The 14,231-nt window shown below is 55.7% G+C and carries 10 protein-coding genes and 1 tRNA gene; 10 read left to right on the top strand and 1 reads right to left on the bottom strand.

Translation table 11 applies throughout. The features are described from left to right. On the top strand, positions 1-450 hold a 450-nt coding region (locus VFO10_RS23395; protein WP_325144412.1), incomplete at its 5' end, for a TonB family protein. Here the strand turns inward: VFO10_RS23395 and VFO10_RS23390 are convergent. Then, complete coding sequence (locus VFO10_RS23390; RefSeq protein WP_325144411.1) at positions 399-1,523, bottom strand: ThiF family adenylyltransferase; 1,125 nt, start codon at positions 1,521-1,523, stop codon at positions 399-401. The two genes, VFO10_RS23395 and VFO10_RS23390, sit on opposite strands and share 52 nt — an antisense overlap. Positions 1,524-1,672: 149 nt before the next feature. Between VFO10_RS23390 and VFO10_RS23385 the strand changes: the two genes are divergently transcribed. The 9 genes from VFO10_RS23385 to VFO10_RS23345 all read left to right on the top strand — a co-directional run bounded on the left by VFO10_RS23385 (position 1,673) and on the right by VFO10_RS23345 (position 13,861). Further along, a complete protein-coding gene (locus VFO10_RS23385) occupies positions 1,673-2,650 on the top strand; it encodes an ABC transporter substrate-binding protein (RefSeq protein WP_325144410.1) in 978 nt (325 codons plus the stop codon). Between the two features lie 218 nt (positions 2,651-2,868). Then, complete coding sequence (locus tag VFO10_RS23380; protein ID WP_325144409.1) at positions 2,869-4,239, top strand: malic enzyme-like NAD(P)-binding protein; 1,371 nt, start codon at positions 2,869-2,871, stop codon at positions 4,237-4,239. A gap of 231 nt (positions 4,240-4,470) precedes the next feature. Next, the gene (locus VFO10_RS23375; RefSeq protein WP_325144408.1) at positions 4,471-5,634 is read left to right on the top strand and encodes a hypothetical protein; all 1,164 of its coding nucleotides are present in this window, start codon (positions 4,471-4,473) and stop codon (positions 5,632-5,634) included. A 193-nt stretch (positions 5,635-5,827) separates the two neighbouring features. Further along, the gene (locus VFO10_RS23370; RefSeq protein WP_325144407.1) at positions 5,828-9,364 is read left to right on the top strand and encodes a CHASE domain-containing protein; all 3,537 of its coding nucleotides are present in this window, start codon (positions 5,828-5,830) and stop codon (positions 9,362-9,364) included. Then, positions 9,361-9,810 carry a response regulator gene (locus VFO10_RS23365; protein WP_325144406.1) on the top strand — a complete coding sequence of 150 codons (450 nt, stop codon included), beginning with the start codon at positions 9,361-9,363 and terminating at the stop codon, positions 9,808-9,810. Before VFO10_RS23370 ends, VFO10_RS23365 begins: the two co-directional genes overlap by 4 nt. Before the next feature lie 16 nt (positions 9,811-9,826). After that, entirely contained in the window at positions 9,827-11,842 is a 2,016-nt protein-coding gene (locus tag VFO10_RS23360; protein WP_325144405.1) for a hybrid sensor histidine kinase/response regulator, read from the top strand. A 32-nt stretch (positions 11,843-11,874) separates the two neighbouring features. Then, a complete protein-coding gene (locus tag VFO10_RS23355; RefSeq protein ID WP_325144404.1) occupies positions 11,875-13,332 on the top strand; it encodes an ATPase domain-containing protein in 1,458 nt (485 codons plus the stop codon). 1 nt (position 13,333) lies between these two features. Further along, complete coding sequence (locus tag VFO10_RS23350; protein WP_325144403.1) at positions 13,334-13,711, top strand: response regulator; 378 nt, start codon at positions 13,334-13,336, stop codon at positions 13,709-13,711. A gap of 73 nt (positions 13,712-13,784) precedes the next feature. Beyond that, positions 13,785-13,861: transfer RNA gene (locus VFO10_RS23345), tRNA-Val, on the top strand. The last annotated feature ends 370 nt before the right edge of the window (positions 13,862-14,231 follow it).

Here is a 14,231-nt window from a genome sequence, read left to right as displayed (position 1 = left end):
CCGCGAGATCTGGCTCAAACGATGGTGAGCAATCTGAAGAAAAATAGGGCGGTGGTTCCGCTCGACAGAAGCAAACCTGAGCCCACGCTTCTCAGGGATTCCAAACCGGAAGTGCCCTGGGAGATGGCTAGGAAAAGCCAGGATGGTTACATCATCATAAACTTCGACATTGATGCGGACGGGATCCCCACCAACTTCAAGGTCATCGATGCCGATCCGCAAAACGGCTTCGAAAAAAACGCGATCGCGGCTTTGAAACGCAGGCGTTATGCAACGCTCAAGGACGAGCCCAATTCCAGGCGCAATCAAACCACGAGCATGGAAATCTTCATGGCCGGAGGCGCTCAACCGGCGCCCCTCTGCGACACCGGCCTTAAATTAAACCGTCTGGCTGAGGCTCAGGAGACGACCACCGGCCCTCTCCAGGCACCGAACCCATCGCTTAAATGAGCCAGGTTCTGCCAGCCCGCGGTGCGAAGGATCTGCAGCGCGCGGCGGGACCTTATTCCACTCTGGCAGTAAACCAAAACAGGTTTGCTGCGCGCGGGAAGTTCCGGCAAATGCCCTTCCTGCAGTTTGGAAAGCGGCCAATGATGCGCCGAGGGCAGATGCCCTCCCATCCACTCCTGACTCTCGCGGATATCGAGCGGAATGAATTCCTGCCAGCGATTCCCCTGCGAAAGTTCCGCCGCTACATAGTTGGGAATTTCCTGGGACACCGCCGTATCGCAGGCATCATTCAGATCGCGCAGCACGATTTCGGAAGGAGCTTTGGAACAGCAGGGGCATTCGGGATTCTTCCTTAAAGCCAAACGCCGCGTTTCCATGGTCTGCGCGCGGAGGTGAAGGAGCTGGCCGAGCAAAGGTTCGAGCCCGCCCTGCACCGGCGTCTGCGATCCATTGACGATCAATTTCACCGCTTCCAAAGCCTGAATGCTGCCGATGATCCCCGCCATCGCCCCGATCACGCCCGCTTCCGCGCAGCTCGGCACATAGGTCTGCGGCGGTTCGGGAAAGAGGCAGCGATAGCAAGGCCCATGCGGAGCCCAGAACACGGAAGCCTGGCCTTCCCAGCGCAGAATCGTACCATAAACAAGCGGTTTGCCCAGTTTATAAGCCAGGTCATTCAGAAGAAATTTGGTGGAAAAATTATCGCTGCCATCCAGGATGATGTCGTAGGGCGCCGCAATCTCGATCGCATTGGCGGCCGTCAGGCGCGAGGGGTAAGCCGCGACATGGACCTCGGGATTGAGAGCCTGCAGACGCGTGGCAGCTCGGGTCACTTTGTCACGGCCTTGATCGGCGCTATCGTAGATGATCTGTCTTTGCAGGTTGGAAATATCGACCTGATCGGCATCAATGAGTCCAATCGAACCTACGCCAGCTGCTGCCAGATAAAGGGCTGCCGGGGCTCCCAGACCACCGACACCGACGATCAAAACACGGGCTGCGGCCAGTTTTTTCTGACCTTCCGCACCGACCTCTGCAAGTACCATCTGGCGCGCATACCGGGACTGTGACATGGATTCCTCCTCAGGGGTCTACTTATGGCCCCCACTTTAACTGTCTTCCCGCCTGGTTTCAATGCCAGGAATCAGGATGGGAGGGCCGTTCGCTGATCCGAAACTTACGTTCAAGTACAAAAGCCAAGGCTGTTTCACGCCGATGCCTCTTGGTCATCGAAAAGGGAGGTCCGCGTCTGAAGATAAGCCTGCGTCAAGTCCTGATTCCTTTGGCCCTTGCGAGCGCAGCGCTGCAAAATGCCTGCACCTGCGAAGCTCCGCAGCGTTTGCGCCTGGGAATCATGCAGAATCCTGCGTGTCAGCCGCTCCTGCTCGCCGCCCGCTACAATTTTTTTGAACAGGAAAGGCTGCAGGTTGAAATCAAAACCTTTATCACGCGCGCCGAAGCCGCCCAGGCCGCAGAAACGCAAACCTTTGACCTGCTCTGCTTGAATCTCGCCGAACTCCTGGTGCTGCCTCAGGACTATAAAATCCTCTTGATCCCCGCTTATTCGAACGGAGCGGATGTGCTCATCGCGCGCTCGGATGCCGGGGACAGTCTGAACGATTTAAAAGGCGCGCGCATCGGTGTGCCTCCGGTCTCGATGGGCGATCTCGTGCTCGCTCGCGCATTGAGTCAGCAAACACTTGAACGCGAAGATTTCACGGTTTTGCCCGAGGAAGCCCAGGACCTTCAGGTCGCGCTGCAAAAGAGCGAAATTCAACTCGCCGTGGCAGCGCCCCCTTATTCGCTCGATATACTCAAAAATCCCGAGATGCGCATCCTCTTCCGCTCCAGTGAAATTCCCGGTGAGATCATCGACACCATCACCGTGCGCGCGGATCGCCTTCAAACGTCGCCCGAGCTTCTTCCCAAAATGGAACGCGTCTGGCGCCAAACCCTGCAATTCATGCAGAATGAACCGGATGAGGCGCTTGGCTTTCTGGAAACGACCAGCAAAATTCCCCGCGCCACCTTCCAGACGGATTACAAATTTTTAACTGCGGATGAGCAGCAGGAATATTTGAAACCCGAGGGCCGAATCTTTCACTTGATCGACGCGCTCCACACCACTCTGCTGCAATCCGGCAGCATAAAAACACCGCGTGCAGCCTCCACGTTCCTGATAATTCCCACCAATAAGTAGCGAATTGGACCCCGGACGCGGCAAAAGCTACAAGTCTGTCTACATAACTTGAGCAAACTTTCTTCTTACAATTTCGCTGAACTGATTTTCCTTCGAGCCTGTGTTCCCCTTTCCTCTAGACAAGCAGCCGAGAAGGTGTACAAGTGTAAGTTCATTTTCTTTTTTCCCCGTTATGGGGTTCTGCTGTGTCGCAGTTCTAAACCATTGAGGAGAGACCGATGGAAACAACGATTGAAAAGGAAGCCGTGCGCCTCGACACCGCACGCCGGAGTCAGGCGGAACACGAAGGAGCTCGCGCTCGCGGGACTGATTTCGAAACGCCTTCCCTCGCTTACCATGAAACGTTTCCTCGCGGGAAGATCGGCACGGTATTAAGAAAGCCTCTTGATACCCAGGAACATCTATCGCTGGCCTATTCACCCGGTGTAGCCGGGCCCTGTCGCAAGATCCACGCCGACCATAGCCAATCCTTCCTCTATACGGGCCGGGGCAACCTTGTGGCCGTCATCACCAATGGGACTGCAGTTTTGGGACTTGGCTCGATCGGCCCATACGCCGCCAAGCCTGTCATGGAAGGCAAGGCCATGCTCTTCCAAAAATTCGCGGCCATTGACTCCTTCGACATCGAAGTCGCCGAAGAAGATCCGGACGCCTTTATAAAAATCGTGGCCGCTCTGGAGCCAACCTTCGGCGGCATCAATCTGGAAGACATCAAAGCCCCTGAATGTTTCTACATAGAAGAAGAGCTGCGCCGACGGATGAAGATCCCCGTCTTTCACGATGATCAGCACGGGACCGCGATCATTGCCACGGCGGGTCTCATCAATGCGCTGGAACTCACCGGCAAACGCGTCGAGGACATCAAGGTCGTGTTCTCAGGCGGCGGTGCCGCGGCGATCGCCTGCGCGCAGATGTTCCTGTCGGTGGGCGTCTTGTCCGAAAACATCCTCCTTTGCGACAGCAAGGGCGTCGTGCATGATGATCGCGAGGATCTGAATACCTATAAAAAACGTTTCTCGCAGAAGACCGCGCTTCGCACCCTCGGTGAAGCGCTGGCAGGCGCGGATGTCTTCGTCGGTGTTTCCGCGGCCGGGGTCTTGAAGCCGGACATGCTGATGACCATGGCCCCGCAGCCTATCGTCTTCGCCCTCGCGAATCCTGATCCTGAAATCACGCCCGACCTCGCGCGACTCGTTCGCCCCGATGTGATCATCGCCACGGGTCGCAGTGATTATCCGAACCAGGTGAACAACGTGCTCGGTTTCCCCTTCATTTTCCGGGGTGCGCTCGATGTTCAGGCGCACACCATCAATGAGGAGATGAAAAGGGCGGCCGCCTATGCGATTGCGGATCTGGCTCGTCAGCCAGTCCCCTTATCCGTACAAAGAGTGTATCAAAGGGAAGGATTGCTGAAGTTCGGCAGGGACTACTTGATTCCCAAGCCGAACGATCCACGCGCCCTGGCCATCGTCGCCAGCGCCGTGGCCGAAGCTGCGATGATTTCCGGTGTCGCGCATCACCACATTGATATCCTCGCCTATCGCGAGCGTCTGGCCACCATGCTCACCGGTGACAGCGACGTGAATTGATCGAAAGCATCACCTGGCCTCTGGGCTGCGGTCCAGAGGTTTTTTTTCACGAAGTCCTTCCGCAAAACGTCGCCGCTCATCGACTCCGAAATTTTCTTCAGGACTCCGGCAGGATCCCATGAGGAAGGTTTCTTATATCGCAAAAAAACATTTACAGCGTCTCGCGAGGGTCGGTATACACAGCACTGAACATACCCCGAGCCTTTCCATTTTTGAACGAGGAGTATCGACATGCTGAAACTGTCTCTGGCGTTGTCTGGTTTGCTGTTCTGCACGAGCTTAAGCCTCTTCGCTGCCCCCGCTCCGATCGAAGCCCTCACGGGGCAGACTTTTGTTTTAAAAGGTGAAGCCTTTCAGGCGAAGCTTGCCATCACAGCCGACGGCCTCGGCAAAATCTGGCGACCCGATGGTTACTCCACGTTGAAGTGGACGCAGGCGGGTGATAATCTTGTGGCAACACTCGACACGCCTCTCGAAAGCCCCTATCAAGGCGCTGATGCTCAAGGGAATCCCGTCATGGGCGTGACCCGTTTGGAAAGCCTGACCTTCTCCTTTGCGGAAGGGCAAACGATAGTCGCTGATGTCAAAGAAAACTATCGCGATATTTTTCCACCCGAATCCGGCCTGCCTGAGAGCACTCAGGAATATGATAATCCCGCGCTCCCCTTCGTCAATTATAGCAGTCTGAAACCTCTGACGCCGCCCCCCGGCACACTCCTCGCCCTGCCTCTGAGCGGCGAGCAGTCCGCGATCATCAAAGTCGCGGGCGAGGCCGAAGCCGTTCTGGTCGAAGATCCTTTGAACAAGGCTCCGCAGACTTTCGGTCTGAGCACCAGCGACAGCCTCGTGCTCAAACTTTCGGAAACTTCCACCATCCGCTATACGGTGATCGAAGAGCAGGGGCTCAGTTCCGTTCTGCTCGGTGAAGTAAAAGCCAATGGCCAGGAATCCATTTTCATCTCGGCCGGCGGCGTGGTGGATGCCAATGTCTATCAGACTCCTGCCACCGCCATGGAATTCACAGGAAGCTACACCATTCCTGAATTCGTGGGCACGGACTATATCTTCAACGCCGATGGCGCGGGTAAAATCGTGGCCACGCTTCCCGATGGATCCGTCGAGGAATATGTGCTGACCTGGGGGGAAGAAGGCGGCCTTATCTATGCGCATCGCTGGACGCAGCTCAGCGCGGATCAGGTTCCTGCTCCCGTCGTCGATGCCGCGCTGGCCCTTGCCTGTGAAGCAGGCACCGCAAAATGCGAAATGTCCCAGTCGCGGACTTACAAGATTCTGGCGAAAAATCAGAATCAGCTCATGGTCCTGCGCGTGCTCGATCAGAAGGTGGAAAACGGAGTCAGCACCTGGGTGCATGTCTTCAATAGAAAAGCCAACTGACATCGCTCTTCGCTCGATTCACCCCAGCGGGTGAATCCTGGAATCGCCACGGGCCTCGATGTATACATCGGGGCTTTTTTATTGCGTCGGTCCGGTCTGTGCACTACAAGTAAAAACCCTATTTGACACTCAAAGCAGGGAGTTTCCTTTGCACTGGCCTCTCCAGAGATCGACGCTGAAGTTGTGGCAACACATGCGACACTTTCTCCTTGCTTATCTGGCCCTTTTCTTTTGTCTGGGACTGACGCTCAGTCTTTGGGCTCTGGCCCGTCAGACGGCCGAGAGGGAGGGTCGCGTCCGCTTCGATACGCGTGTCAAGGAAATCGTTGATGCCACCGAAATCCGCATGCAGACCTATGTCCAGACCCTCTATCAAACCCGTGGATTTTTTCTAACCCGCGGCATCCCGACTCGAAGCGAATTCGCGACCTATATTCGCAGTGTCAACATTACCGAAAACTACCCTGGCATTCAGGGCATAGGCTTCACCCTGAAAATCCCCAAGGAGCAGCTGGCCTCACATATTGCCGCCATGCAAGCGCAAGGAGCCGTTCATTATAGCATCCAACCGCCTGGCGAGCGGGACGAGTATTATTCCATCATTATGCTGGAACCCTTTGACTGGCGGAACCAGCGGGCCTTTGGCTATGACATGCATACCAATCCCATTCGGCAAAGGGCCATGGACCTTGCACGCGAAACCGGCCTGCCGCAGGTCACAGAGATCGTCACGCTGGTGCAGGAAACCAATGCCGACCGGCAGCCTGGCTTTCTTTTGTACCTCCCTCTCTATCAATCCGACGTCATACCCCGGACCGCAGCGGAACGCTACGCAAGCCTCGTGGGTTTTGTCTACGCCCCCTTCCGCGCCCATGATCTTTTCCAGAACATTTTCGCGATGCCGCAACCCGATCTGGGCATCGACTTTGAAATCTACGACGGAGCCATGGACCGGGATCGCCTGCTGTTTGATCGCAACGGGATCTTCGATGGGGCATCCCAGCCGAACGAGCAATTTTCCAAGATCGTGCCGCTCAGGATGCCCGGCCGTGAATGGATCCTTTATGCCCACACGCTCCCGGCCTTTCAGAAGCGAATCGCCAATAGCGTCCCCCATTATGTTTTGGGCGTGGGCCTCATCTTGAGCCTTTTGATTCACATCCTCTTTCTCGGGCATTCCGTACGCATAAGAAACGAGCATCTTCTTCTGGCCGAAGCCCAGAAGGAATTGGACGAACGACGCCGAACGGAAGCCGAGCTCCGCAACAGCGAGGAACGTTACCGCGTGCTGACCGAAACGATCACGCATGGCGTCTGGACCGCAAACGCCGCCGGCATCATCACCTATATGAATCGCTGGTGGCAGCAGTATACCGGCCTTGCCCTGAGCGTGAACATGCGCGAGGACTGGGAAGCCGTCGTGCATCCTCAGCATCTGCCGCGTTTTCAGGAATGGCTCAGGCACTCCGATCCGCGGCATCTCGCCGATATGGAAGTTCCCTTCCGTCATGCAGGTGACGGTCAATATCGTTGGCATCTTGCCAGGCGCCTCGCGGTTCTGGATGCGTCGGATAAAGTCCTGCAGTGGGTGACTGTGGCCACTGATATTCACCAGATCCGCGAATGGGAAGAGGAACGCCGTTCGCGTGACGAAGAATTACGCATTATCACGGATGCTTTGCCGGCCTTGATTTCCTATACCGATGCCCAGGGAAGGCTGCGTTTCATCAATGGCGAATATGAACGCTGGTTTGCGCGACCTTTGCACTCCATGCTGGGTCTTCGCATGGATGAACTCTGGTCCCGTTTTCAAACTCAACCGGCGGATGAGGAGGCTTATCGCAAGGCCGCGCTTAAGGGTCAGCGCGTGACGTTCGAGACCCAGCTCCAGCACAGCGACGGCAGCCTGCGTTCGGCGAATATCACCTATGTGCCGCGTTTTCGCGCGAATGGTCATACCCCGGATGGTTTCTTCGCTCTGATCACCGATCTTTCCGATCTGCGAAAGATCGAGCGGGAACTCCAGGTCAACCGCGAGCGCATGGAACTCGTCACGCGTTCTGTGCATCTTGGACTCTGGTACTGCGATCTGCCCTTCGACAAGCTGCTTTGGAACACCTGGGTCAAGGAGCATTTTTTCCTGCCCCCGAATGCCGAGGTCACGATTTTGGATTTTTATGAAAGGCTCCATCCCGATGACCGCGAAGCGACCAGGCGACACATTCAGAAAGCGCTGGATGAAAAACTGACTTTTGACAGGGAATACCGCTCGGTCAATCCTGTTGATGGCGCTATCAAGTGGATCAGGGCCATCGGACTTGGGTTCTATGATAAAGACGGGCGCGCCTTGCGTTTTGATGGAGTAACGCTCGACATCACCGAACAGAAGGCCAAAGAGGAACGCCTGCAGCAGGAGATTCGTTCCACCGAAACGCTCTATAAAATCGGTCGCAGCCTGGCCGCCGAGCTGGACCTTCAGCGGCTGCTTCAGACCATTACCGATTCCGCGAGCGAAGCGATCGGCGCTACGTTCGGAGCCTTTTTATATCATGCCGCGGAAGATCCGGCTGAAACCTTCCATCTGCATACCTTAAGCGGCGTAAGCCATGAAAATTTCCCGCACGGACTGACGCCGGAAAGCACCAAGGCTCTGAATGAAATCTTTTCGAGCCGGGGGATCGTGCGCCTCGGAGATGTGACGCGAGATGAGCGTTTTCAGCCGCACGCGCCTTTTCATGCCCTCCTTCCCGAGCGACCCATTATCCACAGCGTCCTGGCTGTTCCCGTCAAGACCCGCAGCGGATCTGTGATCGGCGTACTTGTTTTCGGGCATGTCGAGGCTGATGTCTTCGGTCCCGGCTCCGAGGATCTGGTGGCCGGCATTGCCCTGCAGGCGTCTGTGGCGATCGACAATGCCGCCCTCTTTGAAAAGGCCGAGGACGAGCTTGCGCGCCGCCGGGAGGCCGAGGACCGCCTTCGTACGCTCAACGAGGAACTGGAGGCTCGGGTTCGCGATCGCACGGCTCAGCTGCAGGCCGCCAATCAGGAGCTGGAGGCCTTCGCCTACTCGGTGTCTCATGATCTGCGGGCCCCTCTTCGGGGCATCGACGGTTTCAGCACGATACTGGAACGGAAATACGGTCCTTCATTGGATGAACAGGGGCAGCATTATCTGAAGAGGGTGAAGGATGCAGCCAGTCGCATGTCGCATCTGATTGATGACATGTTGAATCTGACCCGTCTGACCCGACAGGACATGCAAAAGGTTCCCTTGGACCTTTCCGCGCTGGCTCATTCCGTCGCCAGATTTTTGAGCGAGGCGGAAAGCAAACGCCAGGTCGAATTCCATATTCATGAGGGAATGCAGGTGCATGCGGACCCCATCCTGATGCGAGCTGTACTGGAGAACCTGATGGGCAATGCCTGGAAATTTACCAGTCAGCGCCCCACTGGGGCACGTATCGAAGTAGGCATGGATGTATACGAAGGTCGGCCTGTTTATTGCGTCAAGGACAATGGCGCGGGTTTTGATATGGAGTACGCGGAAAAGCTGTTTCGACCTTTTCAACGGCTTCATTCCACGCATGAATTCCCAGGTTCAGGGATCGGTCTTGCCAGTGTGCAGCGGGTCATTCATCGCCATGGCGGCAAGGTCTGGGCGGAGGGACGCGTGAACGAAGGCGCGACCTTTTACTTCACTCTGGCCTGTAGTGAAAGGAATACAGCATGAATCTCTTGACTCGAAAAAGCATTCTGCTGGTCGAGGATAATCGCGATGATGAGGAACTTACCCTCCTCGCCCTGCAGGAAAATCGCCTGCTGAATGAGATCCATGTCGTGCGTGATGGGGCCGAGGCCTTGGATTTTCTGCTGGCGCAGGGGCTCTATGCGCATAGAAACCCACGCACCCTGCCCCAGGTGGTGCTGCTCGATCTTAAGCTGCCGAAACTCAGCGGTTTGGAAGTTCTGCAGCGCATGCGGTCCCATCCGACTTTGAAACTTTTGCCAGTGGTCATCCTCACGACCTCGCTGGAGGAAAAGGACATCATGGAAAGCTATGATCTGGGAGCGAACAGCTATATTCGGAAGCCGGTTGATTTCAGCAATTTTTTGGAAGCCGTGCGGCAACTTTCGTTATACTGGCTGGTGCTGAACGAGGCGCCTCGGATTTTTTAAGTCAAAGGAGCCGGCCATGAGAAAAACACTCAAAGTCCTGATGATCGAGGATTCTGAGATGGATAGCGCGCTGTTGACCGAAGCCCTGGAACACAGTGGCTACGACGTGCAGACGACGCGCATTGAAACGGAAAAAGACCTGCGGCTCTGTCTGCAGGAAAATTGGGACATCATACTTTCAGATTACAATCTGCCGGCTTTCAGCGGGCTCAAGGCCCTGCAGGTTCTGGCGGAATCGGCTCAGGATATTCCCACTATCATCGTCTCGGGGATCATAGGCGAAGAGCGCGCGGCTTCGGTGATCAAGGCCGGTGCCCACGATTTCATCATGAAGGACAATCTTTCAAGGCTCGGCCCGGCCGTCGAGATTCAAATCCTGGAATGGAAGGTCCGCGCGGAGAAACGCAGGACCGACCGCGCTCTGCGTGAAAGCGAAGAGCGCATGCGGGTGCTTGTGGATGGCATCAAAGACTACGCGATCTTCATGCTGAGCCCCGAGGGACACCTGCAAAGCTGGAATAACGGCGTGCAGCGAATCCTCGGCTATGCGGAAGACGAATTCATCGGCCTTCCCTTCGCCACAATTTTCACCAGCGAGGATCAGGCCGCCGGCGTTCCCGAGGCCGAGCTGGCCGCTGCGATACGGGAAGGACGGGCCGAAAGCGAACGCTGGTGCATGCGGAAGAATGGAACGTCTTTTTGGGTATCGGGCGCGACCAATGCGCTGCGGGGAGCGGATGGCGAATTGCTCGGCTTTGCCAAGATCATGCGGGATGAAACCGAACGCAAGGCCAGTACCGAGGAGCGGGAAAGGCTTTATTTCAAGGCTCAGGAAGCCAATCGCATCAAGGATGAATTTCTGGCGACGCTGTCCCATGAGCTGCGGACGCCTTTGAATGCGATCATCGGTTTTTCTGAACTCCTGTCGATGGACAGCCCGGATAGCGAAGATTTCGCGTATTCGCTGGATGCGATTCATCGCAATGCGCAGATGCAGAATCAGTTGATCACCGATCTTTTGGATGTGTCGCGGATCATCACCGGGAAACTGACATTGGATATGCAGCCGGTGCAGCTGGCGGATGTTCTGCAGGAGGCTATGGTTTCCGTCCAGCTCGCGGCTCGTTCGAAAGGCATCAGCATCACGACGGAATTCGCCGCGGAGCCAAGGCCTGTCCTCGGGGACAAGACGAGGCTTCAGCAGGTCTTTTGGAATCTTTTGAACAATGCGGTGAAGTTCACGCCGAATAGCGGGCGTATCCTGGTCCGCCTTCATTCGACGGATGGGCGACTTCTGATCGATGTCGAGGATAATGGCCGGGGCATCGAACCGGATTTTCTGCCTTATGTTTTCGAGCGTTTCCGCCAGGAGGATGGATCAAAGACCCGGCACTTCGGAGGGCTTGGCCTGGGTTTGGCTATCGTTCGGCACATCGTCGAAGCGCATGGCGGCACCGTGCACGTCACAAGCCGTGGCAAGAATCAGGGGGCGAAGTTTACCGTTTATCTTCTGCCTTTGGCCAAGGCCTCGGAAGGCGCCGAGCCTCCTTATGCCTCGCCGGGCCTGGATAAAAAAACCAGGGGCAGCCATCCTTTTTGTTCCGACATCCTGCGCGGCCGTCACGTCCTGATTGTCGACGATCAAAGGGATGCGCGGGAACTGATCCGCCGGGTCATGGATCGAGCTGAGGCCTTCGTCATGGAAGCCGCAAGCGCCGAGGAGGCTTTGGAACGACTCGCGGGTGACAAGCCTGATTTGATCATCTGTGATATTGGGCTGCCTGATGAAGATGGTTATTCCCTTTTAAGACGCATCCGGGAACAGATCGACCCGGATCGCTTGATTCCCACGATTGCTCTGACGGCTTACGTGCGCGAAGAAGATCGAAACCAGGCGTTGGCGGCTTCCTTCGACATTCATCTGGGCAAACCCATTTTGCCGACGGATTTGCTGGAGGCCAGCTCGTCTCTTCTTCAAAAGCATCTTGAGCTGATGCAGACGAGCCCTGCAAGTGCAACAGTAATGACTTAGCGCGAAACTACCCAGCCGCGTTCGGCGAGCTGATGCCGACCGGCATTTCAGGCCTGGATCAGGTGCTGAAAGGCGGCTTTACCTGCGGCTCGCTGGTCATTATCAACGGCGGCCCCGGCACGGGCAAGACGGTCTTTGGCAATCAAATATGTTTCAATCAGGCACGCTTGTCTCAACAGGCGGCCATCTATGTGGTCTTTCTATCTGAATCGAAAGATCAGATGATACAGTATGTCTCGCGCTTCTCCTTTTTCAATGCGACACAGGTGGGACGCAAGGTTATTTATCTCGACAGTTCCAGCGTCCTGGAAAACGAGGGCCTGGATGGGCTTCTGCATCTGCTCCAGGAAACCGTTATCCGGATGAACGCCTCGATCCTCATTCTCGACGGCATCGCCTCGCTCGAAGATCGCGCCGAGAATCCGGGTGACTTCAAAAAGTTCGTGCATTCCCTTCATATCTTCGGACCGATGTCGGGCTGCACGACCTTTCTCCTGCGCTCCAAGCTCAACCGCAATATTTATCCGGAAGATGCCATCGCGGATTCGATTATCTCCTTCAACAACGTGACGAAGTCGGCCGCCATGCTGAGGCGCATGGAAGTGGGCAAGCTGCGCGGCAGCAGTTATCTTTCGGGCAAGCATTCCCTTGAGATTGGCGAGCAGGGTATGCACATCTATCCGCGCATCGAAGAACTTTATGCGCATCCGTCCGAGGCCACCGACGACATCACCACGCGGCTTCGCTTCGGGATTCCTAAACTTGATGATATGACCAATGGCGGCATCTTTCGCGGATCAGCGACCACGATTCTGGGTGCACCGGGCACCGGCAAAACTCTGCTCGGCTTGACTTTTCTTGAGGAAGGGGCGCGACAGGGCGAGCCTGGGATTTACTTTGGTTGTTACGAACCGCCGCAGCGCCTTCTGGCCAAAGCTGGCAAGATTGGAATCGAGGTCGAACGTTTCCAGGCGCGGGGATTGCTTCATTTCATCTGGCAGCCGGCGCTGCAGCGCAAAAACATAGACGCGATCGCCGAACAGCTTTTGAATGAGGTACAGGCGGTCAAGGCCAGGCGGGTTTTCATTGATGGGATTGAAGTCTTCAAATCGGGGGCCTTGCATCCCTCGCGCGTTGGAACATTTTTATCCGCGTTGACCAATCGCCTGCGATCTTTGGGGGCGACGTCTGTCTTTTCCGAAGAGACGCCTATCTTTACCCGTGAGATTGAAATGCCTGTCCAGGATTTGGCAGCGGTTTTGGAGAACATCATTTTTCTGAGGTTTGTGGAAATGGGGGCGCAATTGCGGCGTTTAATCGCTATCCTTAAGATGAGGGAAAGCGGTTATAATCCTTTGTTCCATGAGCTTGATATTTCCGATCAGGGTTTTGCCATCCATGATACGTTCAGGGAAGTGACGTCTGTCCTGACCGGAGTGGCTCGTCCGGCGAATCCCTCCATGCTTCAGCCATCGACGAAGGATGAGTGACATGCTGAAGACTAAAATCCTGGTGGTCGAGGACAATCTGGAAATCTGCCTTCTCTACACGCGTTTGCTGCAGAAGCATGGCTTTAACGTGGCCGTTTCCTACAATGGCGAGGAAGCACTGCGGATCGTCCATAACTACAAGCCGGATCTGATCATCACCGACCTCATGATGCCCGTCATGGACGGCGTCGAGATGCTTCAAAAGCTGCGCGAGGACCCGGAAACCCGCGAACTTCCAGCCATCATCACCAGTGCCGCCTGGGACTGGGCCCACGAGCATCAGGACCTTTGGCAGTCCTTCATCGGCAAGCCTGCGAATCTAAGGCAGCTGATTACAACCATCGACACACTCATTTCGACGCACAATAGTCCAGAATAGCTTGGTTTGCAGACCCTGACTTTGACGCTTGACAAGAACACAAAAACTTAATAGTTTCGCATCCTCCCAGGATGGGGATATAGCTCAGTTGGTTAGAGCGCATGCTTCACACGCATGAGGCCACAGGTTCGAGTCCTGTTATCCCCACCATACAAAACCCGAATCCCCGGAACATTCCGTCAGTCCCGTCACCAGCGCACTTTTGCGGCCTGAGACGGAAGAGTGGAGCCTTGCGTCTAAATTTTGAGCTGCACAATCCTCCTTATGGACCTGCTTTGTCTCGCGGATTTGCCGTCCATCACCCGCCAGCTGAATTCAGGGCGCACCTCCGGATTCAGCGCCGGCTCCATTTGTTCCATAGCTCAGCTGGGTTCGGATTTATTCGGTTGTCAAAGATCAAGGTGGTTTTCCTCGCGGGACCTGGAACCCATAACCCAACATGAGTCTTATGTTCATAAGACAACGGTTCACCTCCTTTTCATAGCGACTGGGGAATATGACAATGGTCTGCCTTGCCCTT

Origin of the sequence: Oligoflexus sp. (assembly GCF_035712445.1) — a bacterium.
Classification (GTDB): Bacteria; Bdellovibrionota_B; Oligoflexia; order Oligoflexales; family Oligoflexaceae; genus Oligoflexus.
The sequence above is the reverse complement of the archived record's forward strand: the minus strand, read 5'-3'. Positions and strand labels throughout refer to the sequence as shown.

Excerpts from the sequence above, each read along its gene's own strand:
- VFO10_RS23390 (WP_325144411.1), bottom strand. The coding sequence starts at position 1,523 with ATGTCACAGTCCCGGTATGCGCGCCAGATGGTACTTGCAGAGGTCGGT.
- VFO10_RS23355 (WP_325144404.1), top strand. The coding sequence starts at position 11,875 with ATGCCGACCGGCATTTCAGGCCTGGATCAGGTGCTGAAAGGCGGCTTT.
- VFO10_RS23350 (WP_325144403.1), top strand. The coding sequence starts at position 13,334 with ATGCTGAAGACTAAAATCCTGGTGGTCGAGGACAATCTGGAAATCTGC.
- VFO10_RS23365 (WP_325144406.1), top strand. The coding sequence starts at position 9,361 with ATGAATCTCTTGACTCGAAAAAGCATTCTGCTGGTCGAGGATAATCGC.
- VFO10_RS23380 (WP_325144409.1), top strand. The coding sequence starts at position 2,869 with ATGGAAACAACGATTGAAAAGGAAGCCGTGCGCCTCGACACCGCACGC.
- VFO10_RS23375 (WP_325144408.1), top strand. The coding sequence starts at position 4,471 with ATGCTGAAACTGTCTCTGGCGTTGTCTGGTTTGCTGTTCTGCACGAGC.
- VFO10_RS23370 (WP_325144407.1), top strand. The coding sequence starts at position 5,828 with ATGCGACACTTTCTCCTTGCTTATCTGGCCCTTTTCTTTTGTCTGGGA.
- VFO10_RS23360 (WP_325144405.1), top strand. The coding sequence starts at position 9,827 with ATGAGAAAAACACTCAAAGTCCTGATGATCGAGGATTCTGAGATGGAT.